This is a genomic window from Streptomyces sp. NPDC005408, from assembly GCF_040606445.1.
Taxonomy (GTDB): Bacteria; Actinomycetota; Actinomycetes; order Streptomycetales; family Streptomycetaceae; genus Streptomyces.
This window is the reverse complement of sequence record NZ_JBEXEX010000007.1, coordinates 150,881-172,189: the sequence shown is the minus strand read 5'-3', so window position 1 is coordinate 172,189 and position 21,309 is coordinate 150,881. Positions and strand designations below refer to the sequence as shown.

At 69.7% G+C, this 21,309-nt stretch carries 20 protein-coding genes; 7 read left to right on the top strand and 13 right to left on the bottom strand.

Annotated elements, in window-relative coordinates; genetic code table 11:
- Positions 1-120 precede the first annotated feature (120 nt).
- The gene (locus ABZS64_RS10160) at positions 121-570 is read left to right on the top strand and encodes a nitroreductase family deazaflavin-dependent oxidoreductase (RefSeq protein WP_355825853.1); all 450 of its coding nucleotides are present in this window, start codon (positions 121-123) and stop codon (positions 568-570) included.
- Positions 571-583: 13 nt separating this feature from the next.
- Here ABZS64_RS10160 and ABZS64_RS10155 read toward each other — a convergent pair whose 3' ends face one another.
- Positions 584-1,888 (bottom strand): geranylgeranyl reductase family protein, encoded by a 1,305-nt coding sequence (locus ABZS64_RS10155; protein ID WP_355825851.1) that lies wholly within the window; start codon positions 1,886-1,888, stop codon positions 584-586.
- 143 nt (positions 1,889-2,031) lie between these two features.
- On the opposite strand from ABZS64_RS10155, the gene ABZS64_RS10150 reads away from it, so the two are divergent.
- Positions 2,032-3,387: a dipeptidase gene (locus ABZS64_RS10150; protein WP_355825848.1), complete on the top strand. Its 1,356-nt coding sequence runs from the start codon at positions 2,032-2,034 to the stop codon at positions 3,385-3,387.
- 122 nt (positions 3,388-3,509) lie between these two features.
- Here ABZS64_RS10150 and ABZS64_RS10145 read toward each other — a convergent pair whose 3' ends face one another.
- Positions 3,510-4,541, bottom strand: a complete 1,032-nt coding sequence (locus ABZS64_RS10145; RefSeq protein WP_355825844.1) for an NUDIX domain-containing protein — start codon at positions 4,539-4,541, stop codon at positions 3,510-3,512.
- 242 nt (positions 4,542-4,783) lie between these two features.
- On the opposite strand from ABZS64_RS10145, the gene ABZS64_RS10140 reads away from it, so the two are divergent.
- Positions 4,784-4,960, top strand: coding sequence for a hypothetical protein (locus ABZS64_RS10140; protein WP_355825842.1), 177 nt, complete (start codon positions 4,784-4,786; stop codon positions 4,958-4,960).
- 48 nt (positions 4,961-5,008) lie between these two features.
- Here ABZS64_RS10140 and ABZS64_RS10135 read toward each other — a convergent pair whose 3' ends face one another.
- The 3 genes from ABZS64_RS10135 to ABZS64_RS10125 form a co-directional block, all read right to left on the bottom strand.
- Entirely contained in the window at positions 5,009-5,929 is a 921-nt protein-coding gene (locus ABZS64_RS10135) for a carbohydrate ABC transporter permease (RefSeq protein ID WP_355825839.1), read from the bottom strand.
- Positions 5,926-6,834: a sugar ABC transporter permease gene (locus ABZS64_RS10130; protein WP_355825836.1), complete on the bottom strand. Its 909-nt coding sequence runs from the start codon at positions 6,832-6,834 to the stop codon at positions 5,926-5,928. Before ABZS64_RS10130 ends, ABZS64_RS10135 begins: the two co-directional genes overlap by 4 nt.
- 136 nt (positions 6,835-6,970) lie before the next feature.
- On the bottom strand, positions 6,971-8,266 hold the full coding sequence (locus ABZS64_RS10125) for an ABC transporter substrate-binding protein (RefSeq protein ID WP_355826065.1): 1,296 nt from the start codon (positions 8,264-8,266) through the stop codon (positions 6,971-6,973).
- A gap of 267 nt (positions 8,267-8,533) precedes the next feature.
- Between ABZS64_RS10125 and ABZS64_RS10120 the strand changes: the two genes are divergently transcribed.
- Positions 8,534-10,585 (top strand): NPCBM/NEW2 domain-containing protein, encoded by a 2,052-nt coding sequence (locus ABZS64_RS10120; RefSeq protein WP_355825834.1) that lies wholly within the window; start codon positions 8,534-8,536, stop codon positions 10,583-10,585.
- Between the two features lie 20 nt (positions 10,586-10,605).
- Here ABZS64_RS10120 and ABZS64_RS10115 read toward each other — a convergent pair whose 3' ends face one another.
- On the bottom strand, positions 10,606-11,571 hold the full coding sequence (locus ABZS64_RS10115) for an ROK family protein (protein WP_355825831.1): 966 nt from the start codon (positions 11,569-11,571) through the stop codon (positions 10,606-10,608).
- A 212-nt stretch (positions 11,572-11,783) separates the two neighbouring features.
- On the opposite strand from ABZS64_RS10115, the gene ABZS64_RS10110 reads away from it, so the two are divergent.
- Positions 11,784-12,770, top strand: coding sequence for a LacI family DNA-binding transcriptional regulator (locus ABZS64_RS10110; protein ID WP_355826061.1), 987 nt, complete (start codon positions 11,784-11,786; stop codon positions 12,768-12,770).
- A 9-nt stretch (positions 12,771-12,779) separates the two neighbouring features.
- Here the strand turns inward: ABZS64_RS10110 and ABZS64_RS10105 are convergent, their stop codons facing one another.
- From ABZS64_RS10105 to ABZS64_RS10080, 6 genes are all read right to left on the bottom strand, one after another.
- On the bottom strand, positions 12,780-14,573 hold the full coding sequence (locus ABZS64_RS10105) for a serine/threonine-protein kinase (RefSeq protein WP_355825828.1): 1,794 nt from the start codon (positions 14,571-14,573) through the stop codon (positions 12,780-12,782).
- 71 nt (positions 14,574-14,644) lie between these two features.
- Complete coding sequence (locus ABZS64_RS10100; protein ID WP_355825825.1) at positions 14,645-15,943, bottom strand: aldolase/citrate lyase family protein; 1,299 nt, start codon at positions 15,941-15,943, stop codon at positions 14,645-14,647.
- A gap of 154 nt (positions 15,944-16,097) precedes the next feature.
- A complete protein-coding gene (locus tag ABZS64_RS10095; protein ID WP_355825822.1) occupies positions 16,098-17,060 on the bottom strand; it encodes an electron transfer flavoprotein subunit alpha/FixB family protein in 963 nt (320 codons plus the stop codon).
- A gap of 58 nt (positions 17,061-17,118) precedes the next feature.
- On the bottom strand, positions 17,119-17,904 hold the full coding sequence (locus tag ABZS64_RS10090; RefSeq protein ID WP_355825819.1) for an electron transfer flavoprotein subunit beta/FixA family protein: 786 nt from the start codon (positions 17,902-17,904) through the stop codon (positions 17,119-17,121).
- 195 nt (positions 17,905-18,099) lie between these two features.
- Positions 18,100-18,606 (bottom strand): flavin reductase family protein, encoded by a 507-nt coding sequence (locus tag ABZS64_RS10085; protein ID WP_355825817.1) that lies wholly within the window; start codon positions 18,604-18,606, stop codon positions 18,100-18,102.
- 197 nt (positions 18,607-18,803) lie between these two features.
- Entirely contained in the window at positions 18,804-19,217 is a 414-nt protein-coding gene (locus ABZS64_RS10080) for a thioredoxin family protein (RefSeq protein ID WP_355825814.1), read from the bottom strand.
- 76 nt (positions 19,218-19,293) lie between these two features.
- Between ABZS64_RS10080 and ABZS64_RS10075 the strand changes: the two genes are divergently transcribed.
- Entirely contained in the window at positions 19,294-19,710 is a 417-nt protein-coding gene (locus tag ABZS64_RS10075) for a DUF4395 domain-containing protein (RefSeq protein ID WP_355825811.1), read from the top strand.
- 160 nt (positions 19,711-19,870) lie between these two features.
- Positions 19,871-20,593 carry a lysophospholipid acyltransferase family protein gene (locus ABZS64_RS10070; protein WP_355825808.1) on the top strand — a complete coding sequence of 241 codons (723 nt, stop codon included), beginning with the start codon at positions 19,871-19,873 and terminating at the stop codon, positions 20,591-20,593.
- 4 nt (positions 20,594-20,597) lie between these two features.
- Here ABZS64_RS10070 and ABZS64_RS10065 read toward each other — a convergent pair whose 3' ends face one another.
- Positions 20,598-21,299, bottom strand: a complete 702-nt coding sequence (locus tag ABZS64_RS10065; RefSeq protein WP_355825805.1) for a phenylalanine--tRNA ligase beta subunit-related protein — start codon at positions 21,297-21,299, stop codon at positions 20,598-20,600.
- Between the last annotated feature and the right edge of the window lie 10 nt (positions 21,300-21,309).

Genomic DNA, 21,309 nt, shown 5'->3' with positions numbered 1-21,309 from the left:
AGTCTCTCACGTTTTGGAGCAGTGCTCAACAATGAGAGCAGTGCTCTTGCATTGGATCGCCGATCCAGTGCACACTGCTCTTAAGCGAGAGCACTGCTCTCTCAACCACAGGAGACCCCGATGTCGCAGGCGCACTACATCAAGCCCGGCCGCTTCGACAACATCGTCAACGGCTCTGTCGCCTGGCTCGCCCGCCACGGCATCAGCCTCATGGGCACCGCCGAGCTCTCGGTACGCGGCCGCACCAGCGGTGAATGGCGGCGCATCCCGGTCAACCCGCTCCCTTACGAGGGCGGCCCGTATCTGATCTCCGCCCGCGGCCACTCCCAGTGGGTCCGCAATCTGCGCGCGGCGGGCGGCGGGCAGCTCCAAGTCGGCCGCAAGACCCAGCAGTTCACCGCGGTCGAGCTGCCCGACGAGGAGAAGCCCGCGCTGCTGCGTACCTATCTGGAGCGCTGGGGCTGGGAGGTAGGACGTTTCTTCGGGGACGTCAACGCCAAGTCCACGGACGAGGAACTCCTCGCAGCCGCCCCCAAGCACCCTGTCTTCCGGATCACCGTGACCAAGTGACCGGCGCGGCCGGTCAGGCGGACGATTCGCCCGACGGCTCGCCCGGCTCACCCATCGGCCGGCTCGACTCCCGGCGCTCGCTCGGCTCGGCGCGTCGGTCCAGGGCTTCCAGCGCCCGCCGCGCCACCCCGTGCGTACGCACCAGACCCGCCAGTGTCGTCGATCCGCGCGTGATGTCCGCGAACGCCCTCCAGGCGGGCCGCAGACCGGTGATCGCCGCATGGAAGAGCCCCGGACGGCGCTCGAAGATCGCGAGCATCCGCCGCCCGACGCCCATCTCCACACCCAGTCCGGCCTTGATCGCGAACGCGTAGTTCAGCGCTTGACGCCGGGCGTCCACAGCGTCGTGGGCCTCCGAGATCCGTACCGCCCACTCCCCCGCGAGCCGCCCCGACCGCAGCGCGAAGGAAATCCCTTCCCGGGTCCACGGCTCAAGGAGACCGGCCGCGTCCCCGCACACCAGCACCCGTCCGCGCGACAGCGGCGAGTCGTCGCTGCGGCACCGCGTCAGATGCCCGGAGGAGATCGCGGGCTCGAACCCGGCGAGCCCGAGCCGTGCGATGAAGTCCTCCAGATAGCGCTTGGTCGCCGCGCCCTCGCCCCGGGCCGAGATCACTCCGACCGTCAGCGTCTGCCCCTTGGGGAACACCCAGCCGTAACTGCCCGGGATCGGCCCCCAGTCGATGAGCACCCGCCCTGCCCAGTCCTCGGCGACCGTCGCGGGCACCGGGATCTCGGCCTCCAGGCCCAGGTCCACCTGGTCGAGCTTCACCCCGACATGAGCGCCTATCCGGCTGGCGCTGCCGTCGGCGCCGACGACCGCGCGGGCCAGCACGGTCTCGCCGTCCGCCAGGACCACGGCGACGGTGCGCCGGTCCGGCACGGCAGGTCCGTGCTGCTCGACGCGCGAGACGGTCGCGCCCGTACGCAGCACGGCGCCCGCCTTCTGTGCCTGCTCGACAAGACCGGCGTCGAACTCCGGCCGGTTGATGAGCCCGAAGAGCATCCGCTTGGAACGGCGCGTACGCGTCAGCTTGCCGTTCAGCGAGAAGGTGACCGCGTGCACCCGGTCCAGCAGCGGCAGCTCGAAGCCGGGCGGCAGGCTGTCGCGGGAGGGGCCGATGATCCCTCCGCCGCAGGTTTTGTAGCGGGGCAGTTCGGCCTTCTCGAGGAGGAGCACCTGACGGCCCGCCACCGCGGCCGCGTAGGCGGCGGAGGCCCCGGCGGGCCCGCCGCCCACCACGACGACGTCCCACACCGGCCGGTCGCGCACCGGCTCGTCCGGCTCACCCACGGCGTCTGCGTTCTCGCTGCTCACGATGTGCTTCTGCTCCTGATCCGAGGCGTGGTCAATGCTCTCGACGGCATCCTACGGCGCGGTCACTTCCTGCCCGTGGGAGGATCAACCACACATTCGCCGTACACATATCGCACAACGTCGCACCCACAAGGAGCGTGCCCATGACCGCCAATCCGATCGCCGAGACCATTGCGTCCCTGATGCCCCGCGCCAAGGCGGAGCTGACGGAACTGGTGGCTTTCCAATCGGTGGCGGACGAGGCCGTGGCACCGAAGAGCGAGTGCGAGGCCGCCGCGAACTGGGTGGCCGACGCGCTGCGCACCGAGGGCTTCCAGGACGTCGCGCTTCTCGACACCCCCGACGGCTCGCAGTCGGTGTACGGGCTGCTGCCCGGCCCGGAGGGCGCGCGGACCGTTCTGCTCTACGCGCACTACGACGTGCAGCCGAAGCTGGACGAGGCCGCGTGGGTGAGCCCGCCGTTCGAGCTGACCGAGCGGGAGGGCCGCTGGTACGGGCGTGGTGCCGCCGACTGCAAGGGCGGCTTCATCATGCATCTGCTGGCGCTGCGCGCCCTCAAGGCGAACGGCGGCATACCGGTCTCCGTGAAGGTGATCGTCGAGGGCTCGGAGGAGCAGGGCACCGGCGGTCTCGAGCAGTACGCCGAGGCGCACCCGGAGCTGCTGACGGCCGACGCCATCGTGATCGGTGACACCGGGAACTTCCGGGTGGGTCTGCCGACGGTGACGGCGACTCTGCGCGGGATGACGATGATCCGCGTCCAGATCGACACCCTTGAGGGCAATCTGCACTCGGGCCAGTTCGGCGGCGCCGCACCCGATGCGCTGGCCGCGCTCATCCGCGTGCTGGACTCGCTGCGCGCCGAGGACGGCTCGACGGTGATCGACGGGCTCCCGGCGCAGGCGGAGTGGGAGGGACTGCAGTATCCGGAGGTCGAGTTCCGCAAGGACGCCAAGGTTCTCGCCGGTGTCGACCTGCCCGGCGCGGGAACGGTCGCCGACCGTATCTGGGCGCGCCCCGCCGTCACCGTGATCGGCATCGACTGCCACCCGGTGGCCGGCGCGACCCCCTCCATCCCGGCGAGCGCCCGGGCGCAGATCAGCCTGCGGGTGCCGCCCGGCCAGGACGCTGCCGAGGCGACCAAGCTGCTGTACGCGCACATCGAGAAGCACACGCCGTGGAACGCCCGGGTCTCGCTGGAGCAGGTGGGCCAGGGCCAGGCCTTCAAGGCGGACATCACGAGCCCCGCGTACACCTCGATGGCCGAGGCGATGCGCGTCGCCTACCCGGGCGAGGAGATGCAGTCCTCGGGCATGGGCGGCTCGATCCCGCTGTGCAACACGCTCGCGGCGCTCTACCCCGAGGCGGAGATCCTGCTGATCGGACTGAGCGAGCCGGAGGCGCAGATCCACGCGGTGAACGAGTCCGTCTCGCCCGAGGAGCTGGAGCGGCTGTCGGTCGCCGAGGCGCTGTTCCTGCAGAACTACGCGGCGAGCTGACTCTGAACCTGATCCGGATCCTCAACCGCGCGTCCGCGCAGAACTGAAGCCGTACGCGCGAGCTGAAAGCCGTACGCCCTCGGTGAAGGGCCCTCGCCTCGTGGCGGGGGCCCTTCACCGCGTCAGACCGGGACGCCTGCCTCCAGATACAGCGCGGAGCCCCGCTCCCGCGCCCGCAGCGCCCAGCGCAGGCGCTCGTAGCGGGTCGGCGGCAGCAGTTCCGCCGCCTCCTCCTCCGCGACGAACCGCCAGCCGCGCAGCTCCGATCCGGGCAGCAGCACCCGCCCCGCCTCGGCGCTCTCCAGCCGGCCGCCGTCGTAGAGCAGCCGCAGTCCGCCGAAGCCAGGCGGCCGCGGCGCCTCCCAGTCGACCACCAACAGCCTCGGTACCTCGGCGAGTTCGATCCCGAGCTCTTCGGTCACCTCGCGCATTCCGGCGCGGGCGGGTGCCTCGCCCCGCTCCACGACTCCGCCCGGGAACTCCCATCCTGGCTTGTACGTGGGGTCGACGAGCAGCACCCGGTCCTCCTCGTCGAAGAGCAGCACTCCGGCGGCGAGGGTTTCGGCGGTCGGCTCGGGGGTCTGCACGATCTCGCAGACGGCGGCGTCCCCGTTCCGTACCGCCGTGGCTATGCGCCGCGCCGTCTCCAGGGGGTCGAGCCGGCTGGTGTCGATGACATGCGCGTCGCCCCCGATCCAGTCGAGGGCGGCGAGGTACGGCTCGATGTGGTCGTACGCCCACTGCCTGACGCGCAGGTCCTCATCGGGGACGGCCTGCTCCTCGCGGGTGGCGATCCGTTCGCGCAGGATCGTTTCCTCCGGTCGAAGCAGCACATGCCGTACGGGAATACGGCGGGAGGCGAGACCGCCGAAGATCTCGTCGCGGTACTCCTGGCGCAGCAGGGTCATCGGCACGACCAGCACACCGCCGAGCTCCGCCAGCAGCGCCGCCGCGGTGTCCACCACGAGGCGCCGCCAGATCGGCAGGTCCTGGTAGTCGTTCACCTCGGCCAGGCGCTTCTGCGGCAGCAGGTGGCGCAGCTGGGCGCCGATGAGTTCGGGGTCGTAGAGCGTGCTGTTCGGGATCAGATCGATCAGTTCGCGCGCGGTACTGGTCTTGCCCGCTCCGAACGCACCGTTGATCCAGACGATCACGGTTCCCCCTCTTCCGTAGCCCTCAGTGGATTGCCCGCAACACCCTGCCACGGAAACCCGTGTCGGGAACCTGCCGGTTGATCGTGGGCTTCGTCCGGACCCAACTGTGTCCGTGCTGTTGCCGGTTCACCACCACCGTGCGGGAGCCTGATGCGTCTCACCCGGTGAACGGACGGCTTCGCGGGACCGTGACACCGGGACGCGGAGCGTCGTTGGAGCGGAAGAGACAAAGGGGGTGCGGGATGCGCCGTACGGTGTTGGAGCGGTTTCCCGCCGGGGGGCCACGCGGGAGCTGGCCGGCCGAGGAGTTCGCACGGGCCCGCCGGGACGAGGGTCTGGCGGCGGAGGTCGTGATGGACCTGGAATCGGATGCGTTCCTGGTGGTGGTCCCGCAGCAGACCGCGGACGCGGTCAGCTAGCGGCACAGCGGCCCCCGCCCGCACGGGGCGGGAGCCGTGCCGCACCTGTCAGCCCTTGGTGGAGCCGAGCGTGAGCCCGGCGATGAAGTGCCGCTGCAGCAGCAGGAAGACGATCAGCGTCGGCAGTGCCACGATCACCGAGCCCGCGGCCAGCAGGTTGTAGTCGGTGAAGAACTGGCCGCGGAGGTTGTTCAGCGCCGAGGTGATCGGGAGCTTGTCGCCGTCGGAGATGAAGACAAGCGCCCAGAGGAAGTCGTTGTACATCCAGGTGAACTGCAGCGTGCCGAGCGCCGCGAGGGCGGGGCGGCACAGCGGCAGCGTGATGCGCCAGTACTGCGTCCACACGCTCGCGCCGTCCACGATCGCCGCCTCCAGGATCTCCTGCGGCAGGGTGCGCATGAAGTTGGCGAGGACGAAGACGCAGAAGCCGATCTGGAAGCCGACCTGGACGGCGATGACGGCCCAGAACGAGTCGAACATCGTCATCGAGTCGGACATCCAGTAGGGCAGCGGGATGCGATTGAACATGACGTACAGCGGAGTGACGATCACCTGCTGGGGCAGCAGATTGCCCGCGGTGAACAGCATCAGCAGCACGATCGAGCCGCGCATCTTCAGCCGTGACACGGCGAAGGCGACGAACGAGGCGAAGAACAGCGCGAGCAGCACTCCTGGCACGGCGATGATCAGGGTGTTGATGAAGTACTTCATCATCCCCGAGTCGCTGAACGCCTGTTGGTAGTAGTCGAAGGAGAGCTTCTTCGGCAGCGAGAAGTACCCGTGCTCGGAGGTCTCGTCGTAGGGGCGCAGCGAGGCGTACACCGCGAGCAGCAGGGGCGCGAGGAAGGCCAGCGAGACAGCCATCAGGAAGGCGTGCACGCCGAGCCGGCCGGGGCGTACGGCGCGCTTGCGGGGCGGTGGGGCCGCGGCCGGTGTGGTGGCGGGCGCCGGGGCGGTGTCGAGCGTCATCGGTTCTTCTCCCCACGGATCTCCTGGACCAGATACGTCACGACGAATCCCATGGAGACGAGCAGCAGGACGACGGCGATCGCCGAGCCGAATCCGATCCGGCTGGCCTCGCCGATGATGTTGTCGGTGACGAGGACAGAGAGCAGCTCAAGGCCGTTTCTGCCCTTGTTGACCGCGTAGACGATGTCGAAGGCTCGTAGCGCCTCGATGACGGTGATGACTCCGACGATGACGTTGACGGGCCGCAGGGTCGGGAACACGACGCGGAAGAAGGTCTGCGCCTCACTGGCCCCGTCGATGGCCGCGGCCTCCTTCAGCGAGGGGTCGACGGCCTTGAGCCCGGCCAGGTAGAGGATCATCACATAGCCGGTGTGCCGCCAGGCCGCGGCCAGCAGGATCATCCAGAGGTTGATGTCGGGATCGCCGAGCCAGTCGGTGGGATTCTTGGTGTCGCCGAGGATCGCGTTGAGCGCACCCTGGTCGCGGGAGAAGACGAGCTGGGCGATGAAGCCGACGACGGCGAGCGAGAGCACCACCGGCATGTACAGCGTGGACTGGTAGAAGCGGCTGAACCGCACGCCCCTGTCGATCAGTACGGCCAGCAGCAGCCCGAAGGGTGTGGCGACCAGTCCGAGGAAGGCCAGCCAGAGCAGATTGTGGCGGGCGGCCGGCCAGAACTGCGGATAGTTGGTGAAGAGGGTCTCGTAGTTCTTCGTACCGACCCAGGAGATGTCTCCTATGCCGTCCCAGCTGGTGAAGGAGAGCACGACGGAGGCAAGGGTCGGTCCCCACACGATGGCCACGTCGAGCAGGATCGGTATGCCCAGGAACACGCCGAGTACGGCGAGGTCGCGGCGGGTGAACCGCCGCGGACCTCGCCGTGCGGCGCGCCGCGAGATGCTCACTCTCGATCGCCCCCCAGAGTCCTTCGGAGTGCCCCCGCCGGCCTGAGGCTCCGGTAGGGGGTCCGGGATGTGTTCCCCGGAAGATTGCAGCAGCGGCACGGGTGGTGGCTCCAAGTCGGTTTCGGCCGGTGTCGGTTCAGCCTTCGGAGGCGAAGATGGTCTTCTTCTGCCTCTCGATGCTGTTGACCAACCCATCCACGTCCTTCGGCTTGTTGATGAAGGTCTGGATGGCCGGAATCATCACCGTCGAGGAGAAGTCGGGCCTCGTGTCGCGGTCCAGGAACTGCGAGATCTGCTTGGCGCCCGAGACGAGTTCGACGGCTTTCTTCTGCAGCGGGGAGTACTTCGAGGTGTCGGCCTGGTCGCTCACGGCGATGTTGTTGGGGTCACTGGCGAGGTAGATGTCCTCCCCCTTGCCGGTGGCCAGCCACTTGAGCAGGTCCTTGGCGCTCTCCATGCTCTTGCTGTTCTTCAGTTCCTTCGACTTCTTCGCCAGCAGGAAGCCGTCGATGGGCGCCTCGACCGCGTCCTGGCCGTGCTCGGGGTTGATAACCGGGAACGGGAAGAAGTCGATGTCGGCCTGCTCGCCCTTGGGGAACTGGGCGCCGGGGTGCGGGAGTCCGAAGACGGCCATGCCCGCCTCCTTCTTCTGCAGGCTGGTCGCCGCCTCCTGCCAGGTGCGGCCGTTCGCTCCGGGCTGGCAGTACGGGAGGAGGCTGCGCCAGGTGTCGAAGACCTCCTTGACGCGCTTGTCGGTCCAGGCCTCCTTGCCCGCCATCAGGTTCTTGTGGAACTCGTAGCCGTTGGTGCGCATGTTGATGTAGTCGAAGGTGCCCATCGCGGGCCAGCCGTCCTTGTCGCAGAAGGCGATGGGGACGAGCTTGTCCTTCTGCATCTGCTTGGCGAGCGCTATGTACTCGTCGAGCGTCTTGGGGGCTTCGTAGCCGTGCTGCTGGAAGACGCTCTTCCGGTGGAAGACGGCCCAGGGGTAGTAGTAGTACGGCGTGAGGTACTGCTTGCCGTCCTCGCCCGTCGACTGGGCCTTCAGCGCGGGTGAGAAGCCCTGGTAGCCCGCCCAGTTGTCGCTGATGTCGTGCAGCAGTCCCTTCTTGGCGAAGAACTGCATGCGGTAACCCGCGAACCACATGAAGACGGAGTCCGGCTTGCCCTGCAGATAGCGGTTGATGTTCTCCTGGAAGGTGTTGTGGTCAACGGTGTTGACCTTGACCTTCCGTCCGTCCTTCGACTGCTGCGAATACGCGGCGAACGCGTCGGCGAACGCCTTCTTCGGCACAGGGTCGGACGAGTTGGACCCCAGCTTGATGGTCTTGCCGTCCCCGCCGGGGCCGCTGTCGCAAGCAGCGAGCAGCGAGGGCAGCGCGATCGCACCTGCACCCACCGCTGCGCCGCGCAGCAGATTCCGCCGGGACATCCGATGTCCTGCCACGCTCCCGGGCGCGGCAGAACCGTTGAACGATGACTGCGCCATGTCCCCTCCTCCGGGGTGCAACCCAACACAACTCAACGCGAGGATTGGATCTCACTCCCAGAAAGGGGTGTCGTCAAGGGTTTTGGCGAGACATCGAACAACCGTTACCGCATCTCTTCCAACAGACTCCAACACGCCCTACCGTAAACGCTCGCGACTGACACGTACATGACGCCATCCCAAAACGCGCGAGTACGGAGGAACGTTACGATGGGTCACCTTCCCACACGCAGTACCCGCCACAGAGTCGTCGGAGCGCTGGCCGTTCTGCTGCTCGGCGCGGCAGGCCTGGGCTCCCCTGCCGCCGCAGCCGATGCCCCGGCGGGACAGGCCGGCTCCGCGCCGGCAGGCACCGAGCTCGACGACGGTCTCGCCCTCACCCCTCCGATGGGTTTCAACAACTGGAACTCCACCCACTGCCGGGCCGAGTTCAACGAGGCGATGGTCAAGGGAATCGCCGACATCTTCGTCGACAAGGGCCTCAAGGCCGTCGGGTATCAGTACGTAAATCTCGACGACTGCTGGGCTCTGCCACAGCGCGACGCGAACGGCAAGCTCGTGCCCGACCCGGTGCGCTTTCCGGACGGCATCAAGGCCGTCGCCGACTACGTCCACTCCAAGGGCCTGAAGTTCGGCATCTACACCAGCGCCGGAACCAAGACCTGCAACAGCGCGGGCTTCCCGGGCGGTCTCGGCCATGAGTACAGCGACGCGCAGCAGTTCGCCGACTGGGGTGTCGACTACCTCAAGTACGACAACTGCAATAACCAGGGCGTGGACGCCAAGCTCCGCTACAACACGATGCGCGACGCCCTGAAGGCTGCCTCTGAGACAACAGGTCGTCCCATCGTCTACAGCATCTGCGAGTGGGGACAGAACAAGCCCTGGGAGTGGGCCACAGGCGTCGGACAACTGTGGCGCACCACCGGCGACATCAGCGACAACTGGGGCTCCATGGTGTCGATCACGAAGAAGAATCTGCCGCTCGCGCCGTACGCGGGCCCCGGCCACTGGAACGACCCCGACATGCTCGAGGTCGGCAACGGCGGCATGACGGACACCGAATACCGTTCGCACTTCTCCCTGTGGTCGGTGATGGCCGCGCCGCTGCTGATCGGCTCCGATCTGCGCAAGGCCCCCGCATCGGCCTTCGACATCCTCGGCAACCGCGAGGTCATCGCCGTGGACCAGGATCCGCTGGGCAAGCAGGGCACGGTGATCAGCTCCGAGGGCGGCCGCTGGGTGGTGGCCAAGGAGATGAAGGACGGCAGCCGCGCAGTCGCGCTGTTCAACGAGAACAGCAGCCCGCAGCGGATCGCCACCACGGCCGGGGCAGTCGGGCTGCCCGACGCACCCGGATACCGGCTGCGCGATCTGTGGCAGCACACCGACGCCAATACCGCGGGGACGATCTCGGCGACGGTGCCCGCACACGGCACGGTCCTGGTGCGGGTCTCGACGGACCGCACCTGGGCGCTGCTGCCCCCGGCCGTCGACGTGAGCGCCGACGAGGGCCTGATGGTCGAGGCGGGCGGGACGGGGAAGATCGGCTCGACCGTCACCGATCTGGGCCGTACGCCCGCGCTCGCCGTCTCCGTCGCGCTGACCGGCCCAGAGGGCTGGAGTGTGAAGGCCACGTCCCCCGCCGCCGCCGCGGTGCTCCTGAGCGGCAGGAAGCTCACCACCGGCTGGGAGGTCGCCGTACCGCCGGGCACCGCGCCCGGTTCGTACGCACTGACGCTGACGACCAAGTACCGCGCGCTGACCGGACAGCGGCTGACCAGCGTCGTGCCCGCGAGCGTGCATGCGGTCGTGGCTCCGCCCGCCGGGGCGTCGTATCTCAGTGATCTGGACTGGCTGAGCGCCGCGAACGGCTGGGGTCCCGTCGAGAAGGACACCAGCAATGGCGAGTCCAAGGCGGGCGACGGCAGGCCGATCACCATAGGCGGCCAGGTCTTCGCCAAGGGCCTCGGTGTGCATGCCGCGAGTGCCGTCGAGTACTACGCGGGCGGCACGTGCACCACCGTCACCGCGCAGGTCGGCCTGGACGACGAGAAGGCGGCGAAGGGCACGGTCACCTTCGAGATCTGGGCGGACGGCAAGAAGGCCGCGTCGACGGACGTACTGACCAATGCCATGCCCGCACAGCCGATTACTGCGGACATCAGTGGTGCGAAGGTCGTACGTCTGGTGGTCACCGACGGCGGGGACGGCGTCGACTCCGACCACGCCGACTGGGCCGATCTCAGGATCGGCTGCTGACGAGGTGCACCGAGCCGGTCTCAGGACCGGCTGCCGGCCACCGCTGCTGCCTCGCCGTGCCGGCCGAGCGAGGCGGCAGCGGCCGCACCCACCAGTCCGGCGTCCGTGCCCGTCAGCGCGGGGGCGACCGTCAGCCGCTGGACGAAAGAGAGCGTGGCGTAGTCGCGAAGGGAGCGGCGCAGAGGAGCGAAGAGCACGTCGCCCGCGCCCGCCACTCCCCCGCCGATCACCGCGATCTCGATCTCCACGAGGGTCGCGGTGGCGGCGATACCGGCCGCGAGCGCCTGGGCGGCGCGCTCGAAGGAGGCGATGGCGACCGGGTCTCCCGCGCGGGCGGCCGCGGCCACGGCGGCGGCCGAGGTGTCGCCGTCGGGACCCGGCTGCCAGCCGTTCTCCAGCGCCCGGCGTGCGATGTTCGGGCCGCTGGCGATGCGCTCGACGCAGCCGCGGGCGCCGCAGGGGCAGAGGTCGCCGTCGAGGTCCACGCTGATGTGGCCGATGTGCCCGGCGTTGCCGGTCGGGCCCGGGTGGAGCTTGCCGCCGAGAACGAGTCCGCCGCCGACGCCCGTCGACACCACCATGCACAGGGCGTTGTCGTAACCCCGGGCCGCGCCCTGCCAGTGCTCGGCGGCCGTCATCGCGACACCGTCCCCGACCAGTTCGACAGGCAGCCCGCCCACAGCTTCGCGCACCCGAGCGACCAGCGGAAAGCCGCGCCAGCCCGGGACGTTGACCGGGCTGACCGTTCCGGCGGACGCGTCCACGGGGCCCGCACTGCCGATGCCCACGGCAGAGGCACGCACCCAGAGCGGGGAAGCGGCGAGCTCGCCGAGGACGGACTCGACGGCGCGCATCACCGTCTGGCCGTCCTCCTTGGCGGGTGTCGGACGCTGGGCCCGCACCAGTATTCTGCCGCTGCCGTCCACCAACGCGCCGGCGATCTTGGTGCCGCCGATGTCGAGCGCGGCGACGAGGTCGGTATGCATCGGTGTGGGATCCCCCAATGGGAGCTGTCGGACCTGCGGGTTCGGTAACAGTCTCCATTCCCCTGACAACGTTGTCCAGGGCCTATGCTCGACGCCACACCCTTGCACACCCGACGACGACAGGACAGCGCGCTGTGGCCGAGACCGACCATCCCCTGGCATCGCACGGGCGCCCCAAAGGCCCCGAGCCCCGCTACGGCAATCGGCCCACCATGAAAGACGTCGCCGCCCGGGCGGGAGTGGGCCTCAAAACCGTCTCCCGGGTCGTCAACGGCGAACCGGGTGTCACCCCCGACACCGAGCGCCGGGTGCAGGAGGCCATCGAGTCCCTCGGCTTCCGCCGCAACGACAGCGCGCGCGTGCTCCGCAAGGGCCGCACCGCGTCCATCGGGCTCGTCCTCGAAGATCTCGCCGACCCCTTCTACGGCCCGCTCAGCCGCGCCGTCGAGGAGGTCGCCCGCGCGCACGGCGCGCTGCTGATCAACGGTTCCAGCGCCGAGGACCCCGACCGCGAGCAGGAGCTGGTGCTCGCGCTGTGCGCCCGCCGGGTCGACGGGCTCATCGTGATCCCCGCGGGCCACGACCACCGCTATCTGGAGCCCGAGATCAAGGCGGGGATCGCCACGGTATTCGTGGACCGCCCACCCGGGCAGATCGACGCCGACGTGGTGCTCTCGGACAGCTTCGGCGGAGCCCGCGCGGGCGTGGCCCATCTGATCGCCCACGGCCACCGCCGTATCGGCTTCATCGGCGACCAGCCGCGGATCCACACGGCCGTCGAGCGGCTGCGCGGCTACCGCGCCGCAATGGAGGACACGGAGCTCGCGGTGGACGAGTCCTGGGTGTCGCTGGGCTCCACCGCGCCCGAGCGGGTGCGGGCCGCCGTGACCGCGATGCTGACCGGTCCCGACCCGGTCACCGCGATCTTCGCGGGCAACAACCGGGTGACGGTGACGGCGGTACGGGCGCTGGCCGAGCGCGAGCGGCCCGTCGCTCTGGTCGGCTTCGACGACATCGAACTGGCCGATCTGCTGGGCATCACGGTCATCGCCCAGGACGCCGCGACACTGGGACGTACGGCGGCCGAGCGGCTGTTCCGGCGTCTCGACGGCGCGGACGACGCGCCCGCGCAGATGGCGCTGGAGACGGTGCTGATCCCGCGCGGCTCGGGCGAGATCCCACCGTCGGCAGACGAGTAGGCCGGGCAGTCAGCAGACGGGCAGGCCGGGCACCGGCTGATCGTTGTCGCCGCCCTTGATGTAGACGTCGCTGACGAAGACATTGGTGTTGCCGCTGTCGTCGTCGGTCTTGGCCCACCAGACGTTCGTCCACTTGCCCGAGGTCTCGCGGCGGCCCAGATTCTGCTGGCAGTAGAAGTAGTTCGTGCCCGCGTTCAGCGTGCCCACCTGGGTACCGGACGCGGTGTACGAGTTCGAGGTGCGCCAGACCTCGCAGTTGTACTTGCCGCCACCGATCGAGTGGCATGCGGGTGCCGGGGTCGGGGTTGAGCCTCCGCCGGTCGTCGAACCGCCGCCCGTCGTCGAACTGCCGCCTGTGGTCGTGGTGCTGGAACCGCCGGTGGACCCCCCACCGGTGGTGCCCGAGGATCCCCCGGTGGCCGCACTGCCGCCCGTGGTCCCGGAGCCGGAACCACCGGAGCCGGTGCCGGGCGCGGGCGGCTTCGCGGACTGCGAGGGCGACTTGGTGCCGCCCTTCTCCGGCGGCTTGCTGCTCGGGCTCTGCTTCCCGGCGGTGAGGCTCCCGCCGGACTCCCCGGGCTCCCCGGGCGCGCTGGAACCGGCCGCCGGACTATCGCCGCGGCCTCCCGCGAGCTCGCTGCCCCTGGTCCCGTCCCGGTCGACGAGGGCGTACGTAATGCCCCCTCCGGCCAGCAGGACGGCGGCGACTCCGGCCGCGACCAGGACCCTGGCGCGACCACGGCCGCCTGACGCGGGAGCCGCGGCAGCAGCAGAGGCGGGGACGGGAGCGGGTGTGGGTGTGGGTGTGGGTGTGGGTGTGGCGGCCGGCTGCGCCGGGGCCTGCGGCACGGCGGGGCCGAAGCCCTCGGGCCGGTGCGGCATCGCATTCAGCTCCGTGGGCACCCGCGTCGCCGGGTCCGGTGGCGGCGGCACGGGCCCGAGCGACGCGGTCGATGTGCCGGTGTCCTGGCCCGCTACCACGGCGGCCAGCAGCCGCGCCGCGGTGTCCGCGTCGGGGCGCTGCGCCGGGTCCTTGTCCATCAGCTGCCGCAGCACGGGTCCGAGCTCCCCGGCCCGGTGCGGCTCGGGCAGCGGCTCCACCACGATGGCGTTGAGCGTCGACCAGGTGGAGGTGCGGCGGAACGGGGACGAGCCCTCGACCGCGGCGTACAGGGTGGCACCCAGCGCCCAGATGTCGGAGGCCGGGCCCGGCTCCTGGCCCTGGGCACGCTCGGGCGCCAAGTAGTCCAGCGAGCCGACGATTTCGCCGCTGCGGGTGAGGTTCGTGGTGGAGCCGTCGCCGGGGTCGTCCATCGCGGCGATGCCGAAGTCGGTGAGCACCACCCGCCCTCCGCGGTCCAGCAGCACATTGCCCGGCTTGACGTCACGGTGCAGCACTCCGGCGCGGTGCGCGGCGCCCAGCGCCTCCATCACCTTGGCGCCGATGGCGGCGACTTCGCGCGCGTCCATGACGCCGCGTTCGCGCAGGACATCGTCCAGCGAGGGGCCGTCGATGAGTTCCATGACGATGACCGGGCGGCCCTCATGCTCGGTGACGTCGTGGACGGCGATGACCGCGGGGTGGCGCACGCGCGCGGCCGCGCGGGCCTCGCGCTGCATCCGCACTCTCAGGTCGGCCAGTTCGGGGCCCGAGGAGTCGTTGTACGTGCGCAGTTCCTTGACCGCGACCTCACGCCCGAGCACTTCGTCGAAGGCCCGCCAGACGACGCCCATGCCGCCGCGGCCCAGCTGTTCGATCACCCGGTAGCGGCCGGCGAGCCGCTCGTTCTCCCCCGAAGACACCGTTGCCCCGATCCTGTTGCGACTGTGGTCGCGTACAGAGTACGGGGCAGCGATGACAGCGGCGGTGGCTGTTACTTGGCTGTGGCAGTGAGGTCGCCGCGACGCGGGGCGGCGAAGCCGTCGAGGTCCGCGCGCGTGAGGCCGGTCAGCCGTGCCACCTCGGCGGTGTCGAGGGCTCCGCAGTCGATGCCGCGCAGCAGATAGCTGCTGAGCGCCTTGGCGGTGGCGGGCTCGTCCATCACGTCGCCGCCCGCGTGGTTGGCGTAGGCGGCAAGCCGCGCGGCGGCCTGCTCGAAGCCCTCGCGGTAGAAGGCGAACACGGCGGCGTAGCGGGTCGGCAGGTGGCCGGGGTGCATGTCCCAGCCCTGGTAGTAGGCGCGGGCCAGCGCTCGGCGGGTGAGGCCGTAGTGCAGCCGCCAGGCGTCGTGGACCTTCTCGGTGGTACCGACGGGGAGGACGTTGGTGGAGCCGTCGGAGACGCGTACGCCGGTGCCGGCTGCGGCGACCTGCATGACGGCCTTGGCGTGGTCGGCGGCCGGGTGGTCGCTGGCCTGGTAGGCGGCGCTGACGCCGAGGCAGGCGCTGTAGTCGAAGGTGCCGTAGTGCAGTCCGGTGGCCCGGCCGCCGGCGGCGTCGATCATCCGGGCCACGGCGGCGGTGCCGTCGGCGGCGAGGATGGACTGGCTGGTCTCGATCTGGATCTCGAAGCCGATACGGCCGGCGTCCAGTCCCTGGGCCTTCTCGAAGGCTTCGAGCAGCTGGACGAACGCGGTGACCTGCTCGGGGTACGTGACCTTGGGCAGCGTCAGCACGAGCCCGTCGGGCAGACCGCCGGCCTCGATGAGGCCGGTCAGGAAGATGTCGAGGGTACGGATGCCGCGGTCGCGTACGGCGGCCTCCATGCACTTCATACGGATGCCCATGTACGGGGCGGCGGTGCCGTTCTCGTACGCCTCGGTGATCAGCCGGGCGGCGCGTGCGGCGTGCGCGTCCTCCTCGGCGTCGCCGCGGCCGCTGTAGCCGTCCTCGAAGTCGATGCGCAGATCCTCGATCGGCTCGCGCTCCAGCTTGGCCCGTACGCGGTCGTACACGGGGGCGGCGAGCTCGTCGGAGAGGCCGAGGACGGCTGCGAGTGAGGCGGCGTCCGGGGCGTGCTCGTCGAGCGCGGCCAGCGCCTGGTCGCCCCAGGAGCGGATGGTGTCGGCGGCGAAGGCGTCGCCGGGGACGTAGACGGTGTGGACGGGCTGGCGCGTGCCGGGGTCTCCCGGGTAACGGCGGGCGAGCTCGGCGTCCACCGGCGCGAGGGAGGCGCTGATGCCCTCGCTGACCGCTCCGGCGAGGCTCGTTGCCACCTTCTCCTGCTGACCCATCCCTGCATCCTCCTGTTTTCCGCTGCACGGAATCTACAATCCGTATAGCGAAGTTAATAGGCGGCTACGACCTGCGTCAATGGTCGCCCGAATGACGGCGGGGCCGCACGGTGACAAACACCGTGCGGCCCCGGCCGAGCGAGACATGTGCAGGTCAGCCCTTGCGGGACTGCACCTCTTCGGTCAGCTGCGGCACGACCTGGAACAGGTCGCCGACCACGCCGTAGTCCACCAGGTCGAAGATCGGGGCCTCGGCGTCCTTGTTGATGGCCACGATGGTCTTCGAAGTCTGCATACCGGCCCGGTGCTGGATCGCGCCGGAGATGCCGGAGGCGATGTACAGCTGCGGGGAGACCGACTTGCCGGTCTGGCCGACCTGGTTGGAGTGCGGGTACCAGCCGGCGTCCACCGCGGCACGCGAGGCGCCGACAGCGGCACCGAGCGAGTCGGCCAGCGCCTCGATGATGTGGAAGTTCTCGGCGCCGTTGACGCCACGGCCGCCGGAGACCACGATCGCGGCCTCGGTCAGCTCGGGGCGGCCGGTGGACTCACGCGGGGTGCGCGAGACGACCTTGGTGCCGGTGGCCTTCTCGGAGAAGGAGACCGCGAGGGCCTCGACGGTGCCCGCGGCCGGAGCGGCCTCGACGGCGGCCGAGTTCGGCTTGACCGTGATGACCGGGGTGCCCTTGGAGACACGGGACTTGGTGGTGAAGGAGGCGGCGAACGCCGACTGGGTGGCCACCGGGCCCTCGTCGCCGGCCTCGAGGTCGACGGCGTCGGTGATGATGCCGGAGCCGATACGGACCGCCAGGCGAGCCGCGATCTCCTTGCCCTCGGCGGAGGACGGGACGAGCACCGCGACCGGGGAGACGGCCTCGTACGCGGCCTGCAGCGCGTCCACCTTCGGCACGACGAGATAGTCGGCGAACTCCGGGGCGTCGGCGGTGAGGACCTTGACCGCGCCGTGCTCGGCGAGGGCCGGGGCAGTGGCCTCGGCGCCGGAGCCCAGCGCGACGGCGACCGGCTCGCCGATACGGCGGGCCAGGGTCAGCAGCTCAAGGGTGGGCTTGCGGACGGCGCCGTCCACGTGGTCGACATAGACGAGAACTTCAGCCATGGGATTGCTCTCCTGCGAATGCGAAGTATCTGGGGGCGGTTGGGGAAGTGACCGAAGCTCAGATGAACTTCTGGCTCGCGAGGAACTCTGCGAGCTGCTTGCCGCCCTCGCCCTCGTCCTTGACGATCGTGCCGGCAGTACGGGCCGGACGCTCGGCCGCCGAGTCCACAGCGGTCCACGCGCCCTCGAGGCCGACCTCGTCGGCGTCGATCTCGAGGTCCCCCAGGTCCAGGGACTCGACCGGCTTCTTCTTGGCCGCCATGATGCCCTTGAAGGACGGGTAGCGGGCCTCGCCCGACTGGTCCGTCACGGACACGACGGCCGGCAGGGACGCCTCGAGCTGCTCGCTCGCGGTGTCACCGTCACGGCGGCCCTTGACGACGCCGTCCTCGACCGAGACCTCGGAGAGCAGCGTGACCTGCGGGACGCCCAGACGCTCGGCGAGGATCGCCGGGAGCACGCCCATGGTGCCGTCCGTCGACGCCATACCGGCGATGACCAGGTCGTAGCCGGTCTTCTCGATCGCCTTGGCGAGCACCAGCGAGGTGCCCATGACGTCGGAGCCGTGCAGGTCGTCGTCCTCGACGTGGACGGCCTTGTCGGCACCCATGGACAGCGCCTTGCGCAGTGCGTCTTTGGCGTCCTCGGGACCGACGGTCAGCACGGTGATCTCCGCGTCGTCCGCCTCATCCGCGATCTGCAGCGCCTGCTCGACCGCGTACTCATCCAGCTCCGACAGCAGGCCGTCGACGTCGTCTCGGTCGACGGTCAGGTCATCGGCGAAGTGCCGGTCGCCGGTGGCGTCGGGCACGTACTTCACACAGACAACGATCCTCAAGCTCACGCCGGCTCTCCTACTGCATCGTCTCTACTGGGCTGCCTTGCTCGCAGCATAGGCGTCTGACGGGGCGGATCCCGGCCGGGGCGGCCGCGCTCCGAACGAAATATTACTCGCCAGTACGCTCAGTACACCCATTGCATTCCCGGTAAGCAAGCGCTTTGAGCTGTGACCTTGCCAACGCTCCGTAACCGGCGCCTTTCAGTCCCGCAGCGCGTTGAAGCGTCCCTGGTGATAGAGAAGCGGACGGCCCGCTCCCGCGGGATCTCCGACGACGGCCTCGGCGATCACGATGCGATGATCCCCGGCCGGGACCCGGTTGATGATCCGGCACACCAGCCAGGCCAGAACTCCGTCGAGAACAGGAACGCCTTCGGGGCCGCTGCGCCAGGAGGTCGGCTGCGCGAACCGGTCGGCGCCGCTGCGCGCGAAGGTGGCCGCCAGATCGTGCTGATGCTCGCCGAGTATGTGCACGCCGATGTGCTCGGCCCGGGCGATGACCGGCCAGCTGGAGGACGAGGACCCCACACCGAAGGAGATCAACGGGGGCTCGGCGGCTACCGAGTTGAGAGAGGTGGCGGTGAATCCTACGGGCTGCTCACCCTGGGCCGTGATCACCGCGACGCCCGCGGCGTGCTGACGGAAGACGGAGCGGAGCAGGTCGGGAGAGGCCAGCTGAGGAGTGCCGAGTTCAGGCGAAGCCGTCATGGAATTGTCCTTCTGGGGGATGCGAACGGGGCGTCGGTGGCTGCTCAGACAGCCGGACACCGAGCGCTCGCGTTCCGGGCGAGGTCGACATGAGCTCGCCTGTAGAGAAGGAGTTCTGAAGGCACAGCGTCAGCGTGACGATGCATGGCGCGTGCAGTCAAGTGCGTTCCACGATGTGCGACACGTGTCACGGGGCGTCACACCGCCTGCCCGAGCGCGGCGATGACATCCGCCTTGCGGGGCTGGCCGGAGGCCCGGTTGACGATATGGCCGCCCGCGTCGAGCACCAGCACGGTCGGCGTCTTGAGGATCCCCAGCTCCCGCACCAGCGCGAGCCGCTCCTCCGCGTCGATCTCGACATGGGTGACTCCGTCGACCATGCCGGCGACTTCGGCGAGGGTGCGCCGGGTGGCCCTGCACGGCTGGCAGAACGCGCTGGAGAACTGCACGAGCGTCGCCCGCTCCCCAAGTCCGACGCCCAACTCGGCTGCGCCGAGCCGTCTGCCCGCGTCCCGTCCCCGCACCTTCAGCCTCCCGCCGCTGCGCCGCTGCCACACGCCAAAGGCGCTCGCCGCCGCGAGCACCACCGCACACACCACAAGTCCGGTCATCCCGGAGTGCAGCGTTCACGAGACCGCAAAGATTCCCGCACCCTTCCTGCGGATCGGCTGCGCGATGCTGTGAGGCATGGACATCGACGTCAGGGGCCCGCGTTTCGGGGCCACCGTCACCACGGTCGTACTCGCAGCCGTTCTCGTCACCGGGAGCGGCATCCTGCTCGCCTGGCAGGCGCTCGCCTTCGCCGCCGGCGCGCTGCTCGGCGTGCAGCGTTCTCCGTACGGATGGCTCTTCCGCACCGCCGTACGCCCGAGGCTGGGGCCGCCGGCCGAGCTCGAGTCACCGACGCCGCCGCGCTTCGCGCAGGGTGTGGGGCTGGCCTTCGCGCTGGTTGGCCTGGTCGGCTATTTCTGGGGGCCCGAGTGGCTGGGGCTCGCGGCCACCGGATGCGCACTGGCCGCCGCGTTCCTCAACGCCGTTTTCGGGTACTGCCTGGGGTGCGAGCTGTATCTGCTGCTGCGGCGCCTGACGCCTGTCCGGTCATGATGTGACAAGAAGGACGTGAGAAGAATCTCGCCCGCCGGAGCACCCAGGACTGGTCAGCACGCCGTGCATGGGGCACGATCTGCCCAATGCCGAAAACCTACGGCTGCGTAACTTCCGCCGGGAGAACCCTCCCCGGGCACAACAGAAGGGTCTTCTCCAGATGGCAGAGCTCGTCTATCGGCCGGTCATCGGCGCCGCTCGAACCATGTTCAAGGCGCTCGACCTGAAGATCGACACTCAGGGTTCGGAGAACATCCCGCGCTCGGGCGGCGCTGTGCTCGTGAGCAACCACATCAGCTACCTGGACTTCATCTTCACCGGGCTCGCCGCGCTCCCCCAGAAGCGCCTGGTGCGCTTCATGGCGAAGGAGTCGGTCTTCCGGCACAAGATCTCCGGCCCGCTGATGCGCGGAATGAAGCACATCCCGGTGGACCGCAAGCAGGGCGAGCAGGCGTACGCGCACGCACTGGACTCGCTGCGCTCCGGCGAGATCATCGGCGTCTTCCCCGAGGCCACGATCTCGCAGTCGTTCACCCTCAAGTCCTTCAAGTCGGGTGCGGCCCGCCTCGCCCAGGAGGCCGGCGTACCGCTGATCCCGATGGCGCTGTGGGGCACCCAGCGGATCTGGACCAAGGGCCGCCCGCGCAACTTCAGGCGCAGCCACATCCCGGTGACGATCCGGGTGGGCGAGCCCGTGGAGGCCCCCGCCGACCAGTACGCGGGCGCGATCACGCGACGGCTGCGCGAGCGGGTTCAGGAGCTCCTGGAGGCCGCGCAGCGCGCCTATCCCGTACGCCCCAAGGACGCGAGCGACACCTGGTGGGTGCCCGCGCACCTCGGGGGTACGGCGCCGACTCCGGCCGAGGTCCGCGAGGCGGGCTGAAACGTCACACCTGAGGCTGGGGCGGGTGGACGGTGATCCGCGCCCCGGGGCTCAGTTTCTCCAGCGACTCGGCGAGTTCGGCGGCTGCGGCCTCGAGCTCGCCGGTCGTCATGGGGGCCATGGCCTCCAGTAGGAAGAGCGCGTTCACGGACTGTTCAGTGAGCCTGGTCCGTACGCCCTGACGCCAGTTCCAGCGGCGGCAGGTGACGCCTTCGTCGTCGCACCAGACGACCTCGCCCGGCTCCGGATGCTCCACGGTCTCCTCGCCGCCCGCGACGGTGACGAACGGCTCTTCGCCGGTGGCCCGCACAAGCCGCATCCCGCCCTTGATGTGGTCGGTGTCCTCGCCGCCGACTGGGATCAGATGGGCCACGCTGATCGCGTTGTAGGCGTCGACCAGCCGATTGATCCGCGGCAGGCCGCCGTCCGCGAGGGCGCGCTTGGCGAGTGCCTCGGCGGAGTTGCGGGTGCGCGACGGCTTGGCCCCGAAGGCGGTGTACGCCTCGCGCCAGGCGGCGATGTGCGGGTCCTCGTGCGGGGCGCGTGAGCCCAGCCGCTCGGCGAGCTTGCGGGCGGCATCGTCGAGCAGGGCCGAACTGTCAGCGCTGCTCGGCCCGTTGACCAGACCGCGGGCCTCCACAGCGAGGTGGACGAAGCCGGGTGCGAGGTCCCTGACCTCGTCGGAGACGGTGAGCGTTGGCGTCATGGTTCTTGGT

What these genes read in the sequence shown, in the direction of transcription:
- ABZS64_RS10100 (WP_355825825.1), bottom strand. Translation starts at nt 15,943, where the DNA reads ATGGGTCAGCAGGAGAAGGTGGCAACGAGCCTCGCCGGAGCGGTCAGC.
- ABZS64_RS10075 (WP_355825811.1), top strand. Translation starts at nt 19,294, where the DNA reads ATGGACATCGACGTCAGGGGCCCGCGTTTCGGGGCCACCGTCACCACG.
- ABZS64_RS10095 (WP_355825822.1), bottom strand. Translation starts at nt 17,060, where the DNA reads ATGGCTGAAGTTCTCGTCTATGTCGACCACGTGGACGGCGCCGTCCGC.
- ABZS64_RS10085 (WP_355825817.1), bottom strand. Translation starts at nt 18,606, where the DNA reads ATGACGGCTTCGCCTGAACTCGGCACTCCTCAGCTGGCCTCTCCCGAC.
- ABZS64_RS10135 (WP_355825839.1), bottom strand. Translation starts at nt 5,929, where the DNA reads ATGACGCTCGACACCGCCCCGGCGCCCGCCACCACACCGGCCGCGGCC.
- ABZS64_RS10160 (WP_355825853.1), top strand. Translation starts at nt 121, where the DNA reads ATGTCGCAGGCGCACTACATCAAGCCCGGCCGCTTCGACAACATCGTC.
- ABZS64_RS10115 (WP_355825831.1), bottom strand. Translation starts at nt 11,571, where the DNA reads ATGCATACCGACCTCGTCGCCGCGCTCGACATCGGCGGCACCAAGATC.
- ABZS64_RS10080 (WP_355825814.1), bottom strand. Translation starts at nt 19,217, where the DNA reads ATGACCGGACTTGTGGTGTGTGCGGTGGTGCTCGCGGCGGCGAGCGCC.
- ABZS64_RS10150 (WP_355825848.1), top strand. Translation starts at nt 2,032, where the DNA reads ATGACCGCCAATCCGATCGCCGAGACCATTGCGTCCCTGATGCCCCGC.
- ABZS64_RS10125 (WP_355826065.1), bottom strand. Translation starts at nt 8,266, where the DNA reads ATGTCCCGGCGGAATCTGCTGCGCGGCGCAGCGGTGGGTGCAGGTGCG.
- ABZS64_RS10065 (WP_355825805.1), bottom strand. Translation starts at nt 21,299, where the DNA reads ATGACGCCAACGCTCACCGTCTCCGACGAGGTCAGGGACCTCGCACCC.
- ABZS64_RS10140 (WP_355825842.1), top strand. Translation starts at nt 4,784, where the DNA reads ATGCGCCGTACGGTGTTGGAGCGGTTTCCCGCCGGGGGGCCACGCGGG.
- ABZS64_RS10120 (WP_355825834.1), top strand. Translation starts at nt 8,534, where the DNA reads ATGGGTCACCTTCCCACACGCAGTACCCGCCACAGAGTCGTCGGAGCG.
- ABZS64_RS10070 (WP_355825808.1), top strand. Translation starts at nt 19,871, where the DNA reads ATGGCAGAGCTCGTCTATCGGCCGGTCATCGGCGCCGCTCGAACCATG.
- ABZS64_RS10110 (WP_355826061.1), top strand. Translation starts at nt 11,784, where the DNA reads ATGAAAGACGTCGCCGCCCGGGCGGGAGTGGGCCTCAAAACCGTCTCC.